We start from the raw sequence: 22005 nt of genomic DNA on the forward strand, positions 1-22005 counted from the left end.
GGTGGCGGGGCGGCGGTCTTCAGGGCAGGCGCGTGCCGGGGGGGGTGATCACGTAGGTCAGGCCGCCGCTGTGCGTCAGCCAGAGTTTCTCGAAGGCCGCGCGCGGGTACGTGCGGCGCACGCCCGCGTCGCTGGGCGCGGCCGGGTCGTTCAGGACCGGGTTGCCCCCCGCGTCGAAGCCGGTCAGGACCATCAGGTGCCCGCTGCTGCTGGGAATGGCCGCGCCCGGCAGCTCCCCGACCTTCCAGCCGAGGCTGACGGCCAGCGGAATCCCGGCCGCCGTGAAGCGCTCGGCCTGCGCCAGACTGGGCAGGCGCGTGATGAAGGCCCGCATGCCCTGCGTGGCGGCGTACGCCGCATTGAACGGCCAGTTGCCGGTGCCGTCGTACACCCGGTCGAAAGTGCCGCGTGCGGCGTCGGGCACAGTCACGGCGCGCCCCCAGTGGGCCAGGATCATGCTGACGCTGGTGGGACTGCACCAGCCCTCGCCGCCGTCCGGGTACAGCATCTGCGAGCGCGTGGGCACGCGCACCTCGCGGCCCCACGAGGCGCGGTCGCCGGGCGCACCCAGGCCCGCCGCGCGCCGCGCCCGCTCCGAGGTCGTGAAGGCCAGCAGGCTCACGCGGGTGCCCGCGCCGCGCAGGGTCACGCGGTACTGGAACGCCGCCGCCTTCGCGTTCAGGCGCAGCGTGTCGGTCAACGTCTGCCCCGAGGCGTCCTTCTGCCCGTCCAGGCTGGCCCGCTCCGGGCCGCTGCTCCAGGTGCCGAAACTGAACCACCGGGACCACGTTCCGCCCGTCAGCTCTGCGCGGACTTCCACGCTCACGCTGCCGCCCGCCGGGGTCATGGCGTTCCAGGACGGCACCAGTTCATCGAAGACCGGGGCGCGCAAGGTGGCCGAGGTCAGCGTGCCGCTCGCCGCGCCGACTTGCAGGCTCAGGCCGCCGCCGCCCACGCTTACGCCGCTGGCCTGCGCGCCCGCCCAGTCGCCGGGCTGCTCATGAAGGATGGTCGTGCTGTGCGGGTAGGTCATCGTGACAGCTCCGGCGCCACCCGCAACCGACAGGCCCAGCGCAGCGAAAAGAATGAGGGAAGGCAGTCGCATGTGTCCCCCGAACTATGCCGCGCCGCGCCGCCCCGGTGGTGAGGAGTGACCTTAGGCGCCGCCCTGGAGGTACAGGAACGCTTCGGGCAGCGCCTCACGCCACGTGACCCAGTTGTGCCCGCTGGGGTACTCGCGGTACTGGTGCGGCAGGCCCAGGTCCGCGAACAGGCCCGCCATGCGGCGGTTCGGGCCGGTCAGCCATTCCAGCGTCCCCGCGTCCAGGCTGGTCGTCAGGTGTGTGGGGGGGCTGGCGCGCAGCTGTTCCAGCAGCCACTCCCCGGCCGTTACGGTGTCGATCATGCCGCCGTCCCGCGTCGCGCCAGGCCGCGCAATGAAGGCCCCGCTGTGCGCCGCCACCCGGCTGAACAGCTCCGGGTGCCGCGCGCCCAGGAACAGGCTGATCAGCCCGCCCAGGCTCGCGCCCCACAGGCCCCGCACGGACGCCGTGACCAGCGGCCCCTCCACGCGGGGCATCACCTCCTGCGTCAGGAAATCCAGGTAGCGGGGGTTCAGGTAGTACTCCTCGTTCCGGTCGCCCGGTTCCACGAACACCAGGGCCGCGCCGCCCGTCAGGCCCGACTGGACCGCGCGGTCCATGACTTCGCCCAGTCTTCCCGTGCGGTAGAACGCCACGCCGTCTTGCACGTAGTACACCGGCAGTGGCCCGCCCGCGTACCCGTGCGGCGTGTACACGATCACCCGCCGCGTGCCCGGAAACACCGTGCTCTCCCAGGTCAGGCGGTTCGCCGAGCCCTTCTGGGTGGCGTCCGGCATCTGCCACAGGGGGTGCCGGGCGTACTCGCCCACCGCCGCCGCACGCGGGTACGGCCACCACGGATTCAGGGACCGCTGCGCGTTGTCCGGGTCCGCGAACGCCTTGCCGGCCGCGTCCACCCACGCGTACTCCACCCACGCGCCACGCGGCAGGCGCAGCCGCACCGGCGCGCCGTCCACCACCGGAATCGGCTCACGCTTGCGCCAGTCCGTCACGTCCCCGATCAGGCCCACGGCACCCGCCGGGGGCGAGAACGTCACCCACTGCCCATCCACCGAAACAGCCATGCCCGCAAGTGTAGTACGGCTTTTGCTCCACTGCGCCACGGTCGGTCAAGCGCCGCCTGCAGCTTCAGACCGCCCGGCGGCGTCTGTTGTTTCGACTCGCATCCACTTGGATGGAGGGGTTGTCTGCCGACCATTTCCTCCGAGTCCGTGGGGTGTGCGGGACACGGTGCGTGGGGCGCTGTCAAGGAACTGGGAGGGGGGAAGCGGTCGGTCGTTCACCCGTTTCCCCCCTCCCGCCTCCCCGCCCTTACTCGCCTACTCGCTGCGGTCGGGCTTGGCGGGCGGTACGAGGCCGGGGTTGGTGCTGTACCCCCGGTACTGTTCGCGCAGTTCGCGTTTCAGGACCTTGCCGGTCGCGCCGATGGGCAGCGTGTCGGTGATCACGGTCGCGTCGGGCAGCCACCACTTGGCGAACTTTGGCGCGATGAACTCGATCAGGGCCTCGTGCGTGACCGTCTGGCCGGGGCGCGGCACGACGATGGCCAGGGGGCGCTCGTCCCACTTGGGGTCGTCCATGGCAATCACGGCGCACATGGCGACCGCCGGGTGGGCCATGATGGCGTTTTCCAGGTCAACGCTGCCGATCCACTCGCCGCCGCTCTTGATCAGGTCCTTGGCGCGGTCCTGGATGTGCATGTACCCGCGTTCGTCCAGGGTGGCAATGTCGCCCGTGTCGAACCAGAGTTGACCGTCAAGGTCGAAGAAGTTGCTCTGGCCCTCGCCCTTGAAGTAACTGCTGGCCACCCAGGGACCGCGCGTGATCAGGCGGCCCATGGTCTTCCCGTCGTGCGCGAGGCGTTGCCCGTCGTCATCCAGGATCTCCAGTTCGATCAGCGGCACGGTGCGGCCCTGCTTGGCGCGCAGCGTGAAACCCTCGTCGCTGGTGGGGTCCACGCCGACCGGGACGGCGCTGGCCGTGCCCAGCGGGTGCGTTTCGGTCATGCCCCAGGCCTGCATCAGGCTCAGGTGGTGGCGGTCCCAGAAGGCGCGGATCATGCTTTCGGGCGCGGCGCTGCCCCCCACGATCATCCGTTCCACCCGGCTCAGGTCGTAGGGGTGCCCGTCGGCGGCGGCGCGGTCCAGTTCGCCCAGCAGGCCCATCCAGATGGTGGGCACGCCCGCCGTGAGGGTCACGCCCTCATCTTGCAGGAGGCCGGCGACGCTGTGGCCGTCCGCGAACACCCCGGCGTACACCTGCTTGGCGCCGTACATGGCGCAGGTGTACGGCAGGCCCCAGGCGTTCACGTGGAACATGGGCACGATGGGCAGCACGCTGTCGGCCTCGCCGACATTCAGGGCGTCTTTGGGCGCGCTGATCATGGAGTGCAGCAGCGTGGAGCGGTGCGTGTACACCACGCCCTTGGGGTTGCCGGTGGTGCCGCTGGTGTAGCACATGGCGGCCGCGTCGGTCTCGTGAAGCTGTGGGTAGCGGGCCAGGGGAGCATGATCCCCCACGAACGTGTCGTAGTCGGCCACGCCGGGCAGCGCGATGGGCTGCGGCGTGGGCCCCAGCACGAACACGTGCTCCAGTTTCGGGCAGGCGGCCTTCAGGGCGGGGATCATCGCGGCGAACACGTTCTCGATCAGCAGCACGCGGTCCTCGGCGTGATTCAGGATCCAGGCGATCTGATCGGGGTGCAGGCGGATGTTCACGGTGTGCAGCACCAGCCCGGCGCTGGGCACGCCCAGGTACGCCTCCAGGTGCCGGAACGAGTTCACGGCCATCGTCGCCACCCGGTCGCCCGGTTGCAGACCCAGGCCCAGCAGGCCCCCCGCGAGGCGCAGCGCGCGGTCCGCGACCTGCCCGTACGTGGTGCGGTGCTTGTGGGCCACCGGGTTGCCCTGCTCGTCGCGTCCGGCGACCAGCAGACTCACGACCTCGCGCGCGGCGTACTGCGTGCGGACACGTTCGAGAATGGTCGGTACCGTCAGTTGAACGTCCATCATGTTGCCCTGCATGAAAACCTCCGTGGGTGCCCGGCCGTGCGGGCCACGGGCGGCCCGGCACAAGCACCTGATCCTTTGAATACCGCGATTATACGGGCGTGCCCGCGTGGTTCCTTACCGGCCCCGTGTTCGGGGCGTTTCTGCGTGAGGCACACCCCGGTGCGGCCCGCGCTCAGGAGCGGCCCAGCAGGTGCAGTTCCAGGATCTGCACGGCGGCCGCCTCGTCCTCGTCGGCGGCCCCCAGGTCGCGGGCGCGGCGGGTCGTGAAACGCTCGTCCTGGTAGGCGATCACGTAGCCTTTCTCGGTCAGGATCTTCCCGAAAGCCCGCACGCGGTCGGCAGCCGGGCTGTGCGCGCCGTCGGTGCGCAGGGGCAGGCCCAGCAGCAGCAGGGTCGCGCCGGTCTCGGCGACTTTCAGGCGCACGGCCTTCAGGTCCAGCGGCAACCGCTTGCGGTCCACGCTGCCCCGACCAAACGCCAGCGTACCCGCATTCACCGCGAACCCGATGCGGTACCGACTGACATCCAGCGCCAGGATCACCGGCACTCCAGGCGCGTTCGCAGGGCCGCTCTGGTCGGCGTTCAGGGACTCTGGCTGGGGGTCACTCACGCGGGCGAGTGTACCGCGCCCCCCGGCAGGCAGTACCCTGAGGCGCATGACACAACCAAACGTGGTTGCCGCGCATACCCGCGCAGGCGTGCGGACCCTGGCCCTCAACCGCCCGGAGCGCCTGAACGCCGCCAATGACGCCCTGCTGCTCGCCCTGAAGGCCGAACTGCGCGCCGCCGACGCCGACCACGCCGTGCGCGTCGTCGTGATCACCGGGGCCGGGCGGGGCTTCTGTGCCGGGCAGGACCTCGGGGACGTGTCGGGGCGCGGCGGGACCTTCAGCGAGCACCTGAACGCCACATACAACCCCCTGATCCGCGCCATTCGCGGCCTGAGCAAACCCGTGATTACCGCCGTGAACGGCGTCGCCGCCGGAGCCGGAGCGAGCCTCGCCCTGAGCGGCGACATCCGCCTGTGGGCGCAGTCCGCCAGCCTGATCGAGGTGTTCAGCAACATTGGCCTCGTCCCGGATTGCGGCAGTACGTGGTTCCTGCCGCGCCTCGTGGGCTACCACCGCGCTTTCGAGATGATGGCCCTCGCCGGGCGCGTCCGGGCCGACGACGCCCTGCGCCTGGGCCTGTGCGAGCAGGTCTTCCCGGACGACACCTTCGGGCAGGACGTGCAGGCCTACGCCGAACGCCTGGCCGAGCGTCCCGCCAACGCCCTCAAACTCACCAAGCAGGCCCTGAACGCCGCCATGACCGGCACCCTCGACGAGGCGCTCGATCAGGAAGCCGCCCTGCAACAACTCGCCGGGGAGCACTGGGAGCACGAGGAGGGCGTGACGGCCTTCAAGGAAAAACGCCCCGCGCACTTTGTACGGGACGCGCTCTGATACGGATTCCGATTGATTTGGTGCAGTTCCGAATCAATCCGAGCGGATGCGAGTAGGAACAACAGACGGGCTCCTGTGTGTTTCCCTATCATTCGCTCTGCCCGGCTGGAGCGGTGGGTAAACACCGTTCCAGCCGCTGTCCGTATTACTTGTCGAGCGGGTCGGGGTTGCGGCTGGCGGCCTTGCCTTCCTCGATGATGTTCTGGTGGCGGAACATGTCGTCGCGGGCGGCCTCGTTGCCCATGCTGGCGGTCTGGTCGCCCAGCGGCAGCTTCTCGTCGCTGTGCTGCACAGTCGGGTCGGGCGTGGTCGGAACGGGCGCGGTGGACGTGGGGTTGGGCGTTTCAGTGTCTTTCGTCATGCGGACCTCCGGGGTCGGGTGCTGAAGCTGGGTCGGGTAGGGCGCGGCGGCGGGAACGGTCGCTTCTGTGCGGGGCGCGGGCGCGTGGCCCGGGGCAGCCACGCTGACCGGTCCGGTGTCGGTTGCCGGGGCGGGCCGTTCCGGCTCGGTGTCCGCGCCGAGTTCGGCAATCAGGTGTTCACGGGCGCGGATTTCTTCCTCGACGCGGCGGATGTCCTCGCGCACGCCGCTCAGGACCTCCACGTCGGCTCCGGCGTGGTAGGAGCGGCCCAGACGGGCGTACAGGGCGTCCAGTTCGCGCGACAGCTGAAAGACTTCCATGCGCAGGCGCGTGACGTGCGCGACTTCCTCGCCGCGCCTCTGGACCCGTTCGGCTCCTCGTTTGACGGTGTTCAGGATGTTGTCCAGCATGACCCCAGTGTGAAGCACGCGCGGGTGCGGGCGCGTGAGGGGCCGCCCAGAAAACCTTGGGGCAACCGGGGGGGGTTCAGGGAAAGAGAGGCCACCTTGCGCCAACCCTGGCGGCGCTACAGTGAGCGGTCATGAACGCTGCCGAGACCCGCGCCCTGCTGGGCGTCCTGCGTGACGCCCTGGGCCGGGGGCAACAGGCGGCCATCGCGACCGTGGTGGGCGTGCGCGGCAGCGCGTACCGCCGCGAGGGCACGCGCATGCTGGTCCTGGATGACGGCGCGCAGGTGTGCATGCTGTCGGGCGGGTGCCTGGAGGCCGAGGTGGTCGAGGTGGCGCTGGACGTGATCCGCACGGGCGCGCCGAGCCTCACGCACTACGACCTGTCCGAGGACGCCACCTGGGGCCTGGGCATCGGCTGTGGCGGCAGCGTGGACGTGCGCGTGGAACGCGTGGACGCCCAGGAGCCGGTCACGGCCGCGTGGCTCTCGGCGCTGGAGGCGGGGCGGGCAGCCGCGCTGATCGTGCCCCTGCACGGCGAGGGCCGCGCGCTGGTCCTGCCCGGCGCAGAGGTGCCCGGCGGCGGGTTTTCCGGCGCCGAGGGAGCTGAGGTCCAGGTGGCTCAGGTACTGGGCACGCTGGGCGGCGACCTGCACGCCCCGGCGGTCGCGGCGGCGCTGGAACGCCTGGGGAGCCGCGAACCGCGGGCCGCGACCCTGACCCTGCCCGGCCCGGACGGCGCAGGGGGCACGCCGGTCTTCATCGACCTGAGCAGCCCGCCGCCGCAACTGGTGCTGTACGGCGCCGGGCACGACGCCATGCCGCTCTCGGCGCAGGCGCACGCGCTGGGCTACGACGTGCACGTGATTGACCCGCGCGGCGCGTACCTCACGCCCGGCCGCTTTCCCGGCGCGACCCTGCACGCCCTGAGCCCGGAGGACCTGACGGCGTTCACGCCCTCGCCGCGCGCGCACCTGATCGTCATGAACCACCACGTGGACCGCGACCGGGTCTGCCTGCGGCACGCGCTGGAATCCGGCGCGGCGTACGTGGGCGTCCTCGGTCCCCGCAGCCGCGCGCTGGACCTGCTCGCCACCCTAGAAGGCGAGGGCGTGACCTTCGGAGACGCGCTGGGGCGCCTGCGCTCGCCCATCGGCCTGCGCCTGGGAGCCGAGGCGCCCGAGGAGGTCGCGCTGAGCATCCTGGCAGAACTCATGGCGTGGCGGCGCGGCTACGACGGATCGTTCCTGAGCGGGCACGCGGGCCGCATTCACCACGCGCCCACCCATCCCGCCGCCCCCGGCCCCACCTGATACGGATTCCGACTGATTTGGTACAGTCCCGAATCAATCCGAGCGGACGCGAGGAGGAAGGGCAGACGCCCCTTCGCGCTCTGGAACCGCAGGCGGCGCTTTTCCGACTGTGGTGGAATGGAGCGGCAGTCCGTATGATAAGAACTCCGATTGAACGGTCTTTGCAGCCCCATTCAGTCCGAGCAAAGCGGGTGAGAGCGGGGCAGGTTCCGGGCGTGGAATTGACCACCCGGCGACGTTCTGGGTTGTCAGCGAAACAGACGACCTGGGTGTGACCCGCGTGGCCGGGCGTTCCTGCGCGGGTTGCAGGGGCGTTCCCGGTCGGGTACCGGCCCCGCGCGACGGGCGACTGCTTGACTGGAGCATGACCCACGACCTGCCGGAACAGGACCTGCCGCTGACCGACCTGCCCACCACCGACCTGAGCGACCTGTACCCGGACGCGCCCGTGTTCGCGCCGGTCTTCCAGGAGTTCGGGGGTCGCCCACGCTTCACGGGGCGGGCCGTGACGCTGCGCGTTCACGAGAACAACCCCCTGGTGCGCGAGGTGCTGGGCACGCCCGGCGAGGGCCGCGTGCTCGTCGTGGACGGCGGCGGCAGCCTGAACTGCGCGCTGCTGGGCGGACAGCTGGGCGAACTGGCCGAGCAGGGGGGCTGGGCGGGCGTGATCGTGAACGGCTGCGTGCGCGACACCACCGAACTGCGCGTGCTGAACGTCGGCATTCGCGCGCTGGCCGTGCATCCACGCCGCAGTGGCAAGGCAGCGACCGGCGAGCGCGACGTGCCCGTCACCTTCGCGGGGGTGACCGTGCACCCCGGCGACCTGATCAGCGCCGACGAGGACGGCATCCTGATCCTGCCGCCCACACTGGCCTGATGCCGGTCACGGTTGACTCGGTGCAGCTGCGAATCAATCCGGGCGGATGCGAGTAGGAACAGAGTAGGAACAACAGACGGATGTGGCGCTGTGAACCGTGCTCCGTATGCGGGCGTCCTGCCGGTCCGGGCAGGCAGACGCTACTCTGAGCGGCATGACCCGCCCCCCCTCCCGTTTCCGGTCCCTGTGGGTGGCGCTGGGGTTCGTGCTGTGCGCCTTCGGGCTGCTGGGCCTGATCCTGCCGGGCTTTCCCGGCACCGTGTGGTTCATTCTGGCGGCCGCCGCCTTCTCACGCGGCGACCCGCGCTGGGAGGCGTGGCTGCTGTCGCGCCCGGTGGTGGGGCCGCTGATCACGGATTACCGCGCCGGGCGGGGCATGCCGCTGCGCGCCAAGTGGATCGCCTGCGTCTGCATCGTGCTGGCGGTGGGCCTGAGCGTGCCGCGTATTCCGCTTCTGGCGGCGCAGGTGGCGTGGGTGCTGATCGGGCTGGCCGGCGTGCTGTTCATTACACGGCGTGTTCCCACCCGGCGCAGCGTACCGTGACGCGCGCCCGCTGATCCTGGGCAGACCAGAGGATTGCAGACCAGAGGCCTGCGGGCACCGGGGCGCGTAGACTCCGCTCATGCTGCAAGGTGTTCTGGCACGCCTGGATGACTCCGGGAATCACGTTCCGCGGTTCACGCCGCCCCGCTGCCTGCTGGAACGGCAGGCGGTCGGTGGTTGTGACGCCTGTCACGCCACCTGTCCGCACGGCGCCATCAACGTCGGTCTGGTGGGGGCCAGCATTCAGATCGACGCGGACCTGTGTACCGGCTGCGGCCTGTGCGTGCAGGTCTGCCCGACCGGCGCGCTGGAGTTCAACCTGCTGCCCGCCCTGCAGAGCGTGAAAGACCAGCAGTTCCGGCCGGGCGCCCCGGCGCACGACGCCAGCCTGACCTGCTCGCAGAGCGGCGCGGGCGGCCCCAGCCTGCCGTGCCTGGGCCGCGTGACCCCCGCGCTGCTCTCGGCGGCCGGCGCGTGGAACACCCCGCTGACCCTGATTCACGGCGCCTGCGACACCTGCGCGGTCGGCGCGCCTGACGTGCCCGCCCGCCTGGAGCGCGTGCTGGAAGAAACCCAGCGTCTGCGCGCCCCGACCGGCCGCCCCGCGCCGGTCACGGTGCGGCCGGTCACGCCGCAGGACGCCAGCCGCGCCCTGAGAGTCTCGCGGCGCGGCGCGTTCGGCGCGATGTTCCGCGCGGCCGGACAGCAGGTCGCGCGCAGCCTCCCGGAAAGCCCGCTGCCGTTCGTGGACTGGAGCGTGCCCGAGGACCGCACCCCGCAGGAATGGCAGTGGCGCGCCCGGACCCTGAAACCCGAGCCGCCCGGGGGCGTGGGCCTGTACTGGCCCGCCCCGCTGATCGACGACACCTGCATCGACTGCCCCGTGTGCACGAACGTGTGCCCCACCGACGCCATCACCCGCGACCTGCAACCCGACGGCGGCGTGCGCCTGCTGCTGAACCTCACGGCCTGCACGGGCTGCATGGCCTGCTTGCACTCGTGTCCGCCCCAGGCGATGCACGAGCAGGACCAGTGGCTGCCCGCCGCCTTCCAGGCGCCCATCCTGCTGCGTGAAAGCGACAGCGTGATGTGACCCGGCCCTGACTTCAGGCCGCGCCGGGCGCGCCCGGACGTTCGTCGTGGTGCTTGCCGCTATCCTGCGGGCGATGCGCCGTTTTCTGCTGCTCTCACTGCTTGTGCTGCCTGGCGGCGCGGCCGTGGCCCCGGCGCCCCCCCCGGCCGATGCGGGCGCCTTTCACCTGACGCGTGAACCGGGCCTGAGTGCGGGCGTGCAGGCGGCCCTGACCGATCTGCCGCGCGGCGTGCGCGTGGGCATCCTGCTGCGCGAGGTGGGGGGCGGCCCGGTCCTGGAAACGCAGGAGCCGGACGGGGCGTTCATTCCGGCCAGCACGACCAAACTGGTCACGGCCGCCTCGGTCCTGCATGACGTGGGCGGCGCGGGGGGCGCGTGGACGGCGCAGTTGACCGTCCCGGCCTCGCAGGTGGGCGCGCGCGGCGTGCAGGCGCGCGTGAAGGCCGTGACCCTGCGCGGGAGCGGCGATCCCACCCTCAGCGTGGGTGGCGGCAGCGTGAATGGGGGGGGTGGGGAGAGCGGGTACAGCCTGCGGGCCCTGGCGCGGCAGGCGTACGCGCGCGGGCTGCGCGAGGTGGGCGAGGTCCGGGTGGACGAGACCCTGGACACTGCGAGTTTCGCGTCGCTGACCGTCGGGGTGCCCCTGACTGGCCTGCGCCTGGACAGCTGGCACGACGAGCCACCACAGAGTGCCGAGCAGGCCCACGCGCGCCTGGGTGCGGCCCTGCGCGCCGAACTGCGCCGGGCCGGGGTGCGCGTCGCGTCGGACGTGACCGGGCGGGCCGCGCCGTTCACGCCGTACCTGCCGCCCATCCCTGCGGCCGAGGCGGAGAAGACGCCGGCCGAACCCGATCCGTTCGTGCCGGTCGCCCGGCGGCCCGAGCAGGGCGTGGCCGTGGTGCGCAGCGGGTCGCCGCAGGCCGCGCTGGCCCGCACCCTGCGGCCCAGTGACAACCTGCTGGCCGAGAGTCTGCTGGCCACCCTGGCGCACCCGCCCGGCGGGAACGGCACCCTGCGCGGCGCACTGGACCGCGAACGGGCGTTCCTGCGGCAGATCGGCGTGGACCTGAGCGGCCTGAACCTCGCGGACGGCAGCGGCCTGAGCCGCGAGTCGCGCCTGAGCCCGCGCGCCCTGGGCACCCTGCTGACCGTCATGCATGACCTGCCGTACCCCACGCGCGCCGCGCAGGCCGCCGCCCTCAGGGCCGCTCAGCCCGCGCGTCTGCTGCCGGACGCTCTGTACCGTGACCGGGGCAATGCGTTCATCGAGGCCCTTGCGCAGGCTGGCACCGGCGAGAACGTGCCGGAACACGACGGGCGCGGCGGCACGCTGGCCCTGCGGATGCGCGGCCTGAACCTCGATGTGCGCGCTAAGACCGGCACGCTGCCCGGCGTGAGCGCCCTGGCCGGGTATGTGACGGGCCGCAGCGGCCGCACCCTGGCTTTCGCCGTGCTGATGAACGGCCCCGAGGACACCTCCATCCTGACCATGCGGGACGTGCAGGACCGCGTGGTGCAGGCCATGGCACAGGCTCACTGACCTTGTCGGGATGTTGACCGACGGACGGCCTTACCGTCTAGACTTGAGGGCGTGATGAGTGACGGGGCAGCAGGGGCCGGAATGACGGTGGTCGTGGCGACCGGGAACGAGGGCAAGGTCCGGGAGATCCAGGAGGCCCTGGGGGGTCTCGGCTGGACGCTGCGCGGCCTGGATGGCCTGCCCCTGCCCGACGAGACCGGCTCGACCTACGAGGAGAACGCCGCCCTGAAAGCCTGCGCCGCCGCGCACATGCTGAACATGCCGGCCCTGGCCGACGACAGCGGCATCGAGGTCGAGGCGCTCGGCGGGGAACCCGGCGTGTACAGCGCCCGCTACGGCAACGTCGGGAACGACACGGAACGCAACGTGTTCCTCCTGGAGCGCCTGCGCGGGCAAAAGAACCGCCGCGCGAAGTTCGTCTCCGTGATTGTTCTCGCGTACCCGGACGGCCACCTCGAAACGTACCGCGGCGAACTGCCCGGCACCCTCCTCGAAGGACCGCGCGGCGAGAACGGCTTCGGCTACGACCCGCTGTTCGTCCCGGATGGTGACCGCCGCACCCTGGCCGAGATGACCGTCGCCGAGAAACGCGCCATCAGCCACCGGGGGCAGGCGCTCGCGGCGTTGTGCGCCGCTCACCATGCCGGACTGCCGGAACGGGACGTCACTCTGCTGGGTTGACCGGCCGCTCGGTTGACCGGCGTTCAGGGAGCGCCGGGAGAACGGGGATGGGTTTACGCCTGGGCGTGTTCGCGCACGTCGTTCTTCAGGCGCATCAGGATGGCGCCCATGCCGCGCAGGCGCATGGGGGTGATCAGTTCGCTCAGGCCCATGTCCATGTAGAACTGGTCGGGGACACTGAGGATCTCGTCAGGCGTGGCGCCACTGAGGGCCTCGTGCAGGATGCCGGCGTAGCCGCGCACGGTGGGGGCTTCCTCGGGCACCTTGAAGTACATGTTCACGCCGCCCGCGTCGCCCCGCTCGGTGACCAGGAAAAAGGGGCTGGTGCATTCCGGGACGGGTTGCAGGAACTCCGGATGCTCGACGTACTTCTCGGGCAGGGCGGGCAGTTTCTTGCTGTACTCCAGCAGGGCCTGGAGGCGCAGGGCCTTGGGTGCGCTGCGGAACATGCTGACGATGCTCTGGAGTTTCTCGGGCAGGGGGGCGGGGGCGCTGTCGCTCATGCGGGTACTGTAGCGCCGGGTCGGGGGCGGGATTGGGTGGCCCTGTCCAGTTGACCACTTTTGTCAACTGGTGTCGTCCCGGAGTACAATTCCGGAGGTCATCCCGCAGTCTCAGACGGACTCCGGGTTGAATGGGCTGCAAAGACCGTTCAATCCGAGCGAAGCGAGTGGGAGCCGAAGCGGGTTCCGGACGTGGAGCTGGCAGGTCCGGTGATGTTCCGCACGTGTCAGTGAAACAAACGGAATCCGTATAGACGGATTGCGCTCTCCTGCGCCGCAGTCGGTGCATTCCCGCCTGCGGCTCCACATCGCCCAGGGGCAGCTGTTGTTCCTCCTCGCACCCGCCCGGAGTGATTCGAAAACCGCACCGGATCAACCGCAGTCCGTCTCACCCCCGGCCCAGCCGGACTCACACCAGCCACAGGAGGCAACACACATGGAATACGCGAAAGACGTACTGGTCAGCACCGACTGGGTCGCCCAGAACCTGAACAAGGACGGCGTCCGCCTGATCGAGGTTGACGAGGACATCCTGCTGTACGACACCGGCCACATCCCCGGCGCCGTGAAACTCGACTGGCAGACCGACCTGTGGCACCCCGTCGAACGTGACTTCATCACGCCCGACCAGGTCAGCGAACTGCTGGGCCGCCTGGGCATCCGGGCCGACGACCAGATCATCCTGTACGGCGACAAGAGCAACTGGTGGGCCAGCTACGCCTACTGGTTCCTGAGCTACAGCGGCGTGAAAAACCTGAAACTCATGAACGGCGGCCGCCAGAAGTGGATGGCCGAGGGCCGCGAGACCACCACCGACCCCACCCCCGTGCAGGCCAGCGAGTACCCCGCCCTGACCCGCGACGACAGCCTCCGCGCCTACCGCGACGAGGTCAAGGCCCACCTGAAAGCTGTGCAGGACGGCAAGGGTGCGCTGGTCGACGTGCGTAGCCCCGACGAGTTCAGCGGCAAGGTCACGCACATGGCCAACTACCCGCAAGAAGGTGTGCTGCGTGGCGGCCACATTCCCGGCGCGCGCTCCATTCCCTGGGCGAAAGCCACCAACGAGGACGGCACCTTCAAGTCCGCCGATGAGCTCAAGGCCCTGTACGAGGGTGAGGGCGTCACGGCCGATAAGGAGGTCATCGCGTACTGCCGCATCGCCGAGCGCAGCAGCCACAGCTGGTTCGTGCTGCGCGAACTGCTGGGCTACCCGAACGTGCGCAACTACGACGGCAGCTGGACCGAATGGGGCAACGCGGTGGGCATGCCCATCGAGAAAAGCTACAGCGAAAACTGAACGGTTCCGTCGCCCACCCCCCGCCCTGCGCGGGGGCTTTTTTGTTGTCTGGACGTGCCTGAACCATGGGGCACCATGACTGACCCCTGACGGCTCAGGTCCAGAGTGGGCTGCGTACCGCATCACCAACCAGCGAACGGTCTGGGCCGTCCCGGGGCACCCGCCTGAGCGGTCCGGTCTGCGCGCGGAGGCCCCATCATGAAATCAACCCACCTGTTCCTGTCCCTTGCCTTGCTGCTGAGCGCATCCGCCGCACACGCCCAGACCGCCGCGCCTCAGCCCCCCTCGACCCAGCAGACCACCTCGACCCTGCCCGCCCCGCTCACTCCCTCCCTGACTGTTCCCGGCGACCTGCGGCCCGACGCACCCGAACTCGCCGCGCGCGGCCAGTACGCCGTGGGTGTTCGCACCCTGGAGCTGGTCAACCCGGGCCAGCTGGACATTGTGAAAGCCAAGGACGGCGCCGTGCCCACCTACGATCGCCCCCTGACGGCCGAGGTCTGGTACCCCACCGCCGGCCGCAGCGGGAGCGGCCTGACCACCTACAGCGATGTGCTGGGCAGCGCCCCTAACAAGCCCTTCCTGACGCGCGGCCGCGCCAACCGCTCCGCGCCCGCCCTCAAGGGAGCCGCCTTCCCGCTCGTGATCCTCTCGCACGGGTATGCTGGCAGCCGCTTCCTGATGACCTACCTCGCCGAGAACCTCGCCAGCAAGGGCTACGTCGTGGCGGCCATCGACCACACCGACAGCACCCACGGCAACCGCGCCGCCTTCGCCAGCACCCTGCTGAACCGCGCGCTCGACGACAACTTCGTGATCAGCGAGATGGCCCGCTTGGGCGCCGCGGGCAGCGGCTCACCCCTGAGTGGCGTGGTGAACGCCGACCAGACCGCCATCGTCGGGTACTCCATGGGCGGGTACGGCGCCCTGAACGCGGCCGGCGCCGGGTACGGCCCGCAGATGGCCCCCCTGGTCCCCGGCACCGGCTTCGCAGCGCGTCAGGCCGGCAACTACACGCCTGACCCGCGCATCAAGGCCGTCGTGGCCTTCGCGCCTTGGGGCGGCGCCGCCGCCGTGAAAGGCATCGGCGTGAACTTCGGCGGCAAGTACGGCTTCTGGGAAGACGCGGGGCTCCAGAACCTCAAGGTGCCCACCCTGTTCGTCGTGGGTGACCGCGACGACGTGTCCTGGTACGAGGGCGGCGTCAAACCCCTGTTCGAGAATGCCGTGAACACCGAACGCTACATGCTGGTGTACCAGAACGCGCAGCACAACGTCGCGCCGAACCCCGCGCCCGCCGAATCCTACGCCTCCTTCAGCGATTTCATGCACTACGCCGAACCCGCCTGGGACAGCGCCCGCCTGAACAACATCAACCAGCACTTCGTGACGGCGTTCCTGAACCTGAAACTCAAGGGTGACCAGAGCGCCGCCGAGTACCTGAACGTGCCGGTCCCCCTCGCCAACAACGCCAGGTACAGCCGCAACGCCGACGGCACCCCCAAGGCCGACGACACTTCCTGGAAGGGCTTCAAGGACCGCACCGCGCGCGGCCTGGAGCTATACCACCTGACGCCCAAGCAGTAAGCAGGCCCGACCGCCCGCCCCTGCCCTGACCGGGCAGGCGAGGGCGGTCTTGGTGCGTGCTCCCTGCCTTAGCGGAAGTCGCTCACGCGGTTCATCGTGCCGCCCAGGCCCACGATCCGGGCGGGTAGACTGTCTGTCTGAATGGGCTGGCCAGTATCTGCGTCCACGGTCTGGAAGGTGGCGCGGCCCGTGGCGGGGTGCAGGGTCAGTAGCGTCAGGGTGCTGCGGGCCGTGCCCGGGTGCCCCACGTAGTCGCGCCCGCCGATGCCGCCGCTGGCGAGGACGTTCAGGCCACCCGGCTGTCCGGCAGAGGCCAGCTGTCCAGGGGTGCCCAGCCGTCCGGGGTAGTACGCCGCGTGGTGCCCGCTGATGTACGCCAGCACCCGCCCGTCCTGCATGACCTGCCGCAGCGGCCCGGCGTCCCGGATGACCTCGCCCACGCGGTTCTTGCCCTCGCTGACGCCGGCGAGCGGCAGGTGCCCCATGACCAGCCGGATGCTGGCGGCGCGGGCGGGCGCCGAGGCGAGCTGCGCGGCCAGCCACGCGCGCTGCCCGGCGTCCACGACCGGACCCGCCGCGTCCAGGATCGCCACGAACACCGTCCCGCCGCCCAGCGTGAAACTGCTGCGAAACGGGAAGTCCGCGCGGTTCACGAAGGCCAGCGCGGGCGGGTGCGCCTGCCAGTAGGTGCGCGCCTCGCGGCGGTCACGGAGCAGGGAGGCGTCGTGATTGCCGAGCGTGAACGCGAACGGAATCCCGGCGCGGTTCAGTGGCGCGCGCACGTCCCGGTCGAACGCCGCCCACATGGCGCGTACCTGCGTGTCCGTCAGGGACGCCTTCTGCCCGGCGATCAGGTCACCGGCCGACAGGACCGCGTCGGGCCGCCAGTCGTTCACGATGCGCGCCACGCTGCGCCCCAGCGCGGGCGGGTACGCGGTGCTGCCGTACGGGCCGTTGAAGTCGCTCAGGATCGCCACGCGCACGTCACCGGCCAGGGCCGGCGTAAAGGCCAACGCTGGGGCCGGTGCTGGGGCCAGTGCTGGGGCTGGTGCGGCCGAGAGCAGGAGCGGAAGCAGGAACAGAGGCAGCAGGGGGGCGGGTGGGCGCATGCCCAGCAGTTCATCATGGCTTCTTGAGGAAAACATCAGACGGTCATGACATAGAGGGCGCACCCTGAGGCATGACCCCCGACGATGCCCCCAGCCTGAATCCCACCCTGGCCCCTCACACGGCTCCCGCCCCGGAAGAGCGATCTGCCGAACAGGGGCCCGCTCCGGCACATCTGCCGCCCGCCCCGGCCGTTCCTGCACCGTCCGGGGACGCCCTGAGCGCCCGTGAGGTCGAGGCGCTGATGGGCGGCGCGGACGCCAGCATGACCGAGGCGAATATGGCGCTGGACACCGCCGAGGGGATTGACCCGGATACGCAAAGCTGACGGATACCCCGCCAGCAGCCACATCTGGGCAGCGTGGGCGGCGCTGGCGCACTCGCACGCGACCTTACCGTTCGTCCCGGCCCCCCTGGTGTTCAAGGGCGACCGGGCGGGCATGAAGAGGTGTGCCCTGACCGACGTGCAGGGCGACCCGGACTGGATCACTCCAACGCTGCCTGACGTGGCCGGGCGTGGGCCTGGGAATCCTGATCACGCTGCTGTGCACGTGGTTCGCGGCCGGTTAGGTGGCCCTGATCCGGCTGGCGGCAGAGGCCCGGCCAGACCGGTAAACCTGACGCGGCCCCCAGCAATCAGTCCAGAGAGGGGAGGGGCGGGAGGCCCACCCGCGCCCGGTACGCCGCGACCGGCCACGCCTGCCCGCCGCCCTGCCGGACCCACTCGACCTGACCGGCCGCGCCGCGCTGGTAGTGGTACGCCTCGCCCACCGCGCCGAATCCCGATTCCGGCGCGGGTTTCAGGGTATCGGCGTCCAGCACGGTCAGTTCCGTGGCGCTCAGGGCCGGGTCACCCTGCGGCGCCAGCGACACGAGGCGGCCTCCCAGGTTCACCACGTCGAACACGCCCCAGTCGGTGGCAAATCGGCCCGTAAAGGCGTTCAAGTCGGTGCCCGGCGCGTCCGCCTCTGCCTTTGTTGGCGTCTTTGCGGCCAGGTCGATCAGCCGCACGAGGTTCGTGGCCCACTCGGTCGCCGGACCGCCCAGGCAGTTCGTCAGCACCGATACCGACAGACCCGAGTACGGGTCCAACCACGAGTGCGTGATGTGGCCCGGAAAGCCGCCCGAGTGTCCGACCAGCGTGCGCCCGCCCACCTCGTCCAGCATGAATCCCAGTCCGTACCCGCGCCGTGAGGGGCGCGTGATCTCGGATTCCCGGCGCTGCATCAGCCGTTTCGACCGGTCCGACAGCAAGTCCGTGCGGCCGGTCGCGTGCGCCGACAGGTACGCCGTCACGTCCTGCGCCGTGCCGTAGAAGCCCGTGGCGGCCGCCATTGCCCGCGTGTCACTGGACGGCAGCAAGCGCCGCGCGTCGTTCCCTGCCAGTCGCCCGCTGTGCCCCGCCGCCAGTTCCGGCTCGCGCGCCGCCGGGAGTTCCGGGCCGAGGTTCTGCAACCCCAGCGGCCCCGTGATGTGCGCCGCCACGAAATCCCCGTACGGTTCCCGGCTGGCCGCCTCGACGATCAGGCCCAGCAGCGAGTACCCCATGTTCGAGTACTTGAAGTGCGTGTTCGGCGCGAACACCTGCGGCGCGCGGCACAGGTCCAGCAGCGCCTCGCGGTCCGGGAAAGGGTGGAGCTGCTGCCAGTAATCGCTGTCCGCTCCGTCCCGGTTGATGCCAGACTGGTGCCCCAGCAACTCCCGCACCGTCATGGCCGCCGCTGGCGATCCTTCCAGTTCTGGGAGCCAGTGGCCCGCCGGGTCGTCCAGCCGCACGATCCCGGCCTCGATCAGCTGAAAGACAGCCGTCGCCGTGAAGGTCTTCGAATGAGACGCGATGCGGAACAGGTGCCCCGGCGTCAGCGTCTCGCCGGTCGCCTCGTTCGCCACGCCCAGCGCGAACGACGCCGCCAGCTCCCCACCTACCCGCACCGCGACCTGCACGCCCGGCACGCGCGCCAGATCCCGCTGGAACTCCAGCCAGGACGGCAGGTAGGGGGTCAGGGCACGCACCGTATCAAGAAGAGGCATGAGGGTAGCGTAGCGCGCGCTGCCCACCGCCGGACCGCCGCACAGAGGCGGAGGCACCCCGCTCACCCCAGGACGGCACAGAGGCGGGGGCGTCCCGGTCAGCCCCGGACGCCCCCACCACCACGGGTTCAGAACGGGGCGGGTTAGAACGCCGTGTCGAGTGCCGCCAGCGCCGCCCCGGCGTCCGTGATGCCTGCCTGGGCCATGTCGGGGCGGCCGCCGCCCTTGCCGCCGCCTGCCGCCGCGAGCTTGCCGATCAGTTGCCCGGCGTGCGCGCCGCGCGTCACGGCGTCCCTGGTGGCCTTCACGACCAGTCCCCTGTCACCGGCCAGAACGACCATATCCGCGCCGCTCTGATCGAGCAGTTTGTCGGCCGCGCCGCGCAGTTCGTTGCCTTCGATGCCCGCCAGTTTCAGCGCGGCGACCTTGAAGCCGCCCAGCTCGCGGGTCTGCGCGGCCCCGCCAGTGCCGCCGCCCATCTGCGCCTCGGCCAGCTGACGGCGGACGGTCACGGTTTCCTTCTCGGCGGCTTTCAGCTGCGTCTGGAGGCCAGTCACGCGGGCCTCCAGGCCGTCGGGGCTGGTGTTCAGCAGCGCGGCGGCCCGCGCGGCGGCGTTCAGGCGCTCGCGCACCCACGCGGTGGCCTGCTCACCCGCCAGGGCTTCCACGCGGCGCACCCCGGCCGCCACGTTCTCGTCACTCAGGATCACGAACGCGCCGATGTCGCCGGTGCGGGTCACGTGCGCGCCGCCGCACAGTTCCATGGAACTGACGGGCTGCCCGGCGTACTCCACGCTGCCGCCCACGCGGACCACGCGCACCGTCTCGCCGTACTTCTCGCCGAACAGCGCGGTCGCCCCCGCCGCCTTCGCGTCGGCAATCGGCATCTCCTGCCACGTGACCGCGAAGTTCGCGCTCACCCAGCGGCTCACCAGGGTTTCCACGGCCGCGATCTCTTCTGCGGTCAGGGCCGCGCCGTGCGAGAAGTCGAAGCGCAGCCGGTCGGCCGCCACCAGCGACCCTTTCTGCTGCACGCCGCTTCCCAGCACGGCCCGCAGCGCGGATTGCAGCAGGTGCGTGGCCGTGTGATGCCGCTCGGTGGCCTGCCGCTCACCGGACACGACCGCGCGTACGCTCAGGCCTTCTTTCAGTTCGCCCGACTCGACGAGTACGTCGTGCAGGAACACGCCCTGCGGCGTCTTTCGGGTGTCACGCACGGTGCCCCAGCCCTTGCCGGCGCTGCCCCCATCCCACTCGATGCGGCCCGTGTCGCCCACCTCGCCGCCCCCCTCGGCATAGAACGGCGTGCGCGACAGCACCACCGTCGCCTCGCTCCCAGCGCTCAGATGAGTCAGGCGCTCGCCCGCACCGACCAGCGCCACGACCTCACCGTCCGCCTGCAGGTCGTCATAGCCGACGAACACGGTGGGCGACAGGCCGTCGAGCGCCTCCTGGGAGCCGCCGAACAGTTCGCTCTTCCCGTACTTGCTGCCCGCCCGCGCGAGATTCTGCGCGTTTTCCAGGCTCTCCGCATACCCGGCCTCGTCCACCGAGACGCCGTACTCCTCGGCGATCTCCTTCGTCAGGTCCACCGGGAAACCGTACGTGTCGTACAGCACGAACGCGTCGTTGCCGGACAGGGTCGCGCCCTTCTCCATGCCGCTCAGCAGCTTGCCCAGGCGCTGAATGCCGCCCTCCAGCGTCCGCAGGAAGCTCTCCTCCTCGGCCCGGACCGTCGCCTCGACCTTCGCCTGGTTCTCCCGCAATTCCGGGTAGGCGTCGCCCATGCGGTCCACCACGATGGGCACGAGCTTGAACAGGCTCGGCTCACGCAGGCCCAGCAGGTACGCGTGACGGCACGCGCGGCGCAGGATCTTCCGGACCACGTACCCGCGCCCCGTGTTGCTGGGCACACTGCCATCCGCGATCACCATACTCACCGAGCGGATGTGCTCGGCCACCACGCGGTGGGACACGCTCACCTCACCCTCGTACGGCTGCCCGCTCAGCTCCGCCACGCGCGTCACGATCGGCAGGAACACGTCGTTACTGTAGAAGTCCGGCACGTCCTGCACTACGCTCGCCACGCGCTCCAGCCCCATGCCGGTATCGATGTTCTTGAACGGCAGGTCCCGCAGCACGGGCGTCCCGTCCGCCAGCGGCTCCTGCCGGTCGAACTGCGGGAACACCAGGTTCCAGATCTCCAGGAATCGCGCACTCTCTCGCGTCACCGCGTAATCCGCCCAGCTGTCATCCCCGTACTTCGGGCCACGGTCGTAGAAGATCTCGCTGCACGGCCCGCACGGCCCGTTCGGCCCTTCCTTCGGCGCGTCCGCCGGCCAGAAGTTCTCATCGGCCCCGAAGCGGTGCACGTGGCTCGGGTCAATCCCGATCTCCTGCGTCCAGTGCATGAACGCCTCGTCGTCATCCTCGTAGATCGTCACGTATAGCTTGCTGCCGTCCATGCCCATCCACTCGGCGCCCGTCAGGAACTCCCACGCCCAGTGAATCGCGTCCCGCTTGAAGTAATCCCCGAAACTGAAGTTCCCCATCATCTCGAACAGACTCAGGTGCCGCCGCGTGCGCCCCACGTTCTCGATATCCCCGATCCGCACGCACTTCTGCGCCGTCGTCACGCGCTTGCTCGCCACGCCATCAAACACGGCCGGCGCACCCATGAACTGCTCCTTGAACGGCTGCATGCCCGCCACCGTGAACAGCGTCGTCGGATCCGGCGCCACCGTGCTGTAACTCGGCAGGCGCAGATGCCCCTTACTCTCGAAAAACTGCAGGTACTTCTCGCGAATCTGTGCGGTAGAAAGCGGACCAGTCATACCGCAAAGTCTAGCGTCCCCACCCAGACTGGACACCCAGCGCAACCGGCCGCCGGACCTGTCAACTGATCAACTCAGGCAGACAAGAGCGCCCAGGCAGAACGCCCAGGCGCAAGCAAGAGGAGTCTGTGATTAGCGATCGCTCGGGTGCCCGGCTTCCGGCCGGGCACTCCTGCCGTTACCATGCTGTGCATGAGCACTAGGGCGACTGAGAAGGATCTCTTCGAGATCATCCGTCGTCAGTCCGAGCAGATCGACGGGTTGATCGCC

The 22005-nt window shown here is 70.3% G+C and carries 19 protein-coding genes; 10 read left to right on the forward strand and 9 right to left on the reverse strand.

All coding sequences use genetic code 11. The features are described 5' to 3' along the window. Positions 1–19 precede the first annotated feature (19 nt). The 4 genes from QZ271_RS05910 to ruvX form a co-directional block, all read right to left on the reverse strand. The gene (locus QZ271_RS05910) at positions 20–1105 is read right to left on the reverse strand and encodes a peptidase C39 family protein (protein WP_291429797.1); all 1086 of its coding nucleotides are present in this window, start codon (positions 1103–1105) and stop codon (positions 20–22) included. 51 nt (positions 1106–1156) lie between these two features. Further along, complete coding sequence (locus tag QZ271_RS05915; RefSeq protein WP_291429798.1) at positions 1157–2167, reverse strand: esterase family protein; 1011 nt, start codon at positions 2165–2167, stop codon at positions 1157–1159. 255 nt (positions 2168–2422) lie between these two features. Then, complete coding sequence (locus QZ271_RS05920) at positions 2423–4126, reverse strand: long-chain fatty acid--CoA ligase (RefSeq protein ID WP_291429799.1); 1704 nt, start codon at positions 4124–4126, stop codon at positions 2423–2425. Between the two features lie 160 nt (positions 4127–4286). Further along, positions 4287–4700 carry a Holliday junction resolvase RuvX gene (ruvX, locus tag QZ271_RS05925; RefSeq protein WP_291429818.1) on the reverse strand — a complete coding sequence of 138 codons (414 nt, stop codon included), beginning with the start codon at positions 4698–4700 and terminating at the stop codon, positions 4287–4289. Between the two features lie 70 nt (positions 4701–4770). Here ruvX and QZ271_RS05930 point away from each other — a divergent pair, with 70 nt between their 5' ends. Beyond that, positions 4771–5559 carry an enoyl-CoA hydratase-related protein gene (locus QZ271_RS05930; RefSeq protein WP_291429800.1) on the forward strand — a complete coding sequence of 263 codons (789 nt, stop codon included), beginning with the start codon at positions 4771–4773 and terminating at the stop codon, positions 5557–5559. A gap of 145 nt (positions 5560–5704) precedes the next feature. Here QZ271_RS05930 and QZ271_RS05935 read toward each other — a convergent pair whose 3' ends face one another. Beyond that, positions 5705–6331: a hypothetical protein gene (locus QZ271_RS05935; protein WP_291429801.1), complete on the reverse strand. Its 627-nt coding sequence runs from the start codon at positions 6329–6331 to the stop codon at positions 5705–5707. Positions 6332–6462: 131 nt separating this feature from the next. On the opposite strand from QZ271_RS05935, the gene QZ271_RS05940 reads away from it, so the two are divergent. From QZ271_RS05940 to rdgB, 6 genes are all read left to right on the forward strand, one after another. Next, positions 6463–7641, forward strand: coding sequence for an XdhC family protein (locus QZ271_RS05940; RefSeq protein ID WP_291429802.1), 1179 nt, complete (start codon positions 6463–6465; stop codon positions 7639–7641). A 364-nt stretch (positions 7642–8005) separates the two neighbouring features. Then, positions 8006–8518 (forward strand): ribonuclease E activity regulator RraA, encoded by a 513-nt coding sequence (gene rraA / locus QZ271_RS05945; protein ID WP_291429803.1) that lies wholly within the window; start codon positions 8006–8008, stop codon positions 8516–8518. A 154-nt stretch (positions 8519–8672) separates the two neighbouring features. Continuing rightward, a complete protein-coding gene (locus tag QZ271_RS05950) occupies positions 8673–9062 on the forward strand; it encodes a YbaN family protein (protein ID WP_291429804.1) in 390 nt (129 codons plus the stop codon). A 79-nt stretch (positions 9063–9141) separates the two neighbouring features. Further along, complete coding sequence (locus tag QZ271_RS05955; RefSeq protein WP_291429805.1) at positions 9142–10155, forward strand: 4Fe-4S dicluster domain-containing protein; 1014 nt, start codon at positions 9142–9144, stop codon at positions 10153–10155. Between the two features lie 73 nt (positions 10156–10228). Beyond that, the gene (locus QZ271_RS05960) at positions 10229–11695 is read left to right on the forward strand and encodes a D-alanyl-D-alanine carboxypeptidase (protein WP_291429806.1); all 1467 of its coding nucleotides are present in this window, start codon (positions 10229–10231) and stop codon (positions 11693–11695) included. Positions 11696–11749: 54 nt separating this feature from the next. Further along, complete coding sequence (gene rdgB / locus QZ271_RS05965; protein ID WP_291429807.1) at positions 11750–12376, forward strand: RdgB/HAM1 family non-canonical purine NTP pyrophosphatase; 627 nt, start codon at positions 11750–11752, stop codon at positions 12374–12376. Positions 12377–12429: 53 nt separating this feature from the next. On the opposite strand, the gene QZ271_RS05970 is transcribed toward rdgB, so the two are convergent. Next, a complete protein-coding gene (locus QZ271_RS05970) occupies positions 12430–12879 on the reverse strand; it encodes a SufE family protein (protein WP_291429808.1) in 450 nt (149 codons plus the stop codon). Positions 12880–13315: 436 nt separating this feature from the next. Here QZ271_RS05970 and QZ271_RS05975 point away from each other — a divergent pair, with 436 nt between their 5' ends. Both QZ271_RS05975 and QZ271_RS05980 read left to right on the forward strand, forming a co-directional pair. After that, entirely contained in the window at positions 13316–14176 is an 861-nt protein-coding gene (locus QZ271_RS05975) for a sulfurtransferase (protein WP_291429809.1), read from the forward strand. A gap of 198 nt (positions 14177–14374) precedes the next feature. Then, positions 14375–15763 (forward strand): dienelactone hydrolase, encoded by a 1389-nt coding sequence (locus QZ271_RS05980; RefSeq protein ID WP_291429810.1) that lies wholly within the window; start codon positions 14375–14377, stop codon positions 15761–15763. A gap of 68 nt (positions 15764–15831) precedes the next feature. Here the strand turns inward: QZ271_RS05980 and QZ271_RS05985 are convergent, their stop codons facing one another. After that, positions 15832–16872, reverse strand: coding sequence for a metallophosphoesterase (locus QZ271_RS05985; protein WP_291429811.1), 1041 nt, complete (start codon positions 16870–16872; stop codon positions 15832–15834). A 71-nt stretch (positions 16873–16943) separates the two neighbouring features. On the opposite strand from QZ271_RS05985, the gene QZ271_RS05990 reads away from it, so the two are divergent. Further along, a complete protein-coding gene (locus QZ271_RS05990; protein ID WP_291429812.1) occupies positions 16944–17198 on the forward strand; it encodes a hypothetical protein in 255 nt (84 codons plus the stop codon). 308 nt (positions 17199–17506) lie between these two features. Here QZ271_RS05990 and QZ271_RS05995 read toward each other — a convergent pair whose 3' ends face one another. Then, complete coding sequence (locus QZ271_RS05995; protein WP_291429813.1) at positions 17507–18901, reverse strand: serine hydrolase; 1395 nt, start codon at positions 18899–18901, stop codon at positions 17507–17509. A 143-nt stretch (positions 18902–19044) separates the two neighbouring features. Further along, complete coding sequence (gene alaS / locus QZ271_RS06000; protein ID WP_291429814.1) at positions 19045–21735, reverse strand: alanine--tRNA ligase; 2691 nt, start codon at positions 21733–21735, stop codon at positions 19045–19047. Between the last annotated feature and the right edge of the window lie 270 nt (positions 21736–22005).

This window comes from Deinococcus sp., from assembly GCF_018260555.1.
GTDB lineage: Bacteria > Deinococcota > Deinococci > Deinococcales > Deinococcaceae > Deinococcus.

Coding starts and splice junctions, on each gene's coding strand:
- QZ271_RS05955 (WP_291429805.1), top strand. CDS start 9,142: ATGCTGCAAGGTGTTCTGGCACGCCTGGATGACTCCGGGAATCACGTT.
- QZ271_RS05980 (WP_291429810.1), top strand. CDS start 14,375: ATGAAATCAACCCACCTGTTCCTGTCCCTTGCCTTGCTGCTGAGCGCA.
- QZ271_RS05990 (WP_291429812.1), top strand. CDS start 16,944: ATGACCCCCGACGATGCCCCCAGCCTGAATCCCACCCTGGCCCCTCAC.
- QZ271_RS05930 (WP_291429800.1), top strand. CDS start 4,771: ATGACACAACCAAACGTGGTTGCCGCGCATACCCGCGCAGGCGTGCGG.
- QZ271_RS05985 (WP_291429811.1), bottom strand. CDS start 16,872: ATGCGCCCACCCGCCCCCCTGCTGCCTCTGTTCCTGCTTCCGCTCCTG.
- QZ271_RS05935 (WP_291429801.1), bottom strand. CDS start 6,331: ATGCTGGACAACATCCTGAACACCGTCAAACGAGGAGCCGAACGGGTC.
- QZ271_RS05950 (WP_291429804.1), top strand. CDS start 8,673: ATGACCCGCCCCCCCTCCCGTTTCCGGTCCCTGTGGGTGGCGCTGGGG.
- QZ271_RS05915 (WP_291429798.1), bottom strand. CDS start 2,167: ATGGCTGTTTCGGTGGATGGGCAGTGGGTGACGTTCTCGCCCCCGGCG.
- QZ271_RS05910 (WP_291429797.1), bottom strand. CDS start 1,105: ATGCGACTGCCTTCCCTCATTCTTTTCGCTGCGCTGGGCCTGTCGGTT.
- rraA (WP_291429803.1), top strand. CDS start 8,006: ATGACCCACGACCTGCCGGAACAGGACCTGCCGCTGACCGACCTGCCC.
- rdgB (WP_291429807.1), top strand. CDS start 11,750: ATGAGTGACGGGGCAGCAGGGGCCGGAATGACGGTGGTCGTGGCGACC.
- QZ271_RS05960 (WP_291429806.1), top strand. CDS start 10,229: ATGCGCCGTTTTCTGCTGCTCTCACTGCTTGTGCTGCCTGGCGGCGCG.
- QZ271_RS05975 (WP_291429809.1), top strand. CDS start 13,316: ATGGAATACGCGAAAGACGTACTGGTCAGCACCGACTGGGTCGCCCAG.
- alaS (WP_291429814.1), bottom strand. CDS start 21,735: ATGACTGGTCCGCTTTCTACCGCACAGATTCGCGAGAAGTACCTGCAG.
- QZ271_RS05940 (WP_291429802.1), top strand. CDS start 6,463: ATGAACGCTGCCGAGACCCGCGCCCTGCTGGGCGTCCTGCGTGACGCC.
- QZ271_RS05920 (WP_291429799.1), bottom strand. CDS start 4,126: ATGCAGGGCAACATGATGGACGTTCAACTGACGGTACCGACCATTCTC.
- QZ271_RS05995 (WP_291429813.1), bottom strand. CDS start 18,901: ATGCCTCTTCTTGATACGGTGCGTGCCCTGACCCCCTACCTGCCGTCC.
- QZ271_RS05970 (WP_291429808.1), bottom strand. CDS start 12,879: ATGAGCGACAGCGCCCCCGCCCCCCTGCCCGAGAAACTCCAGAGCATC.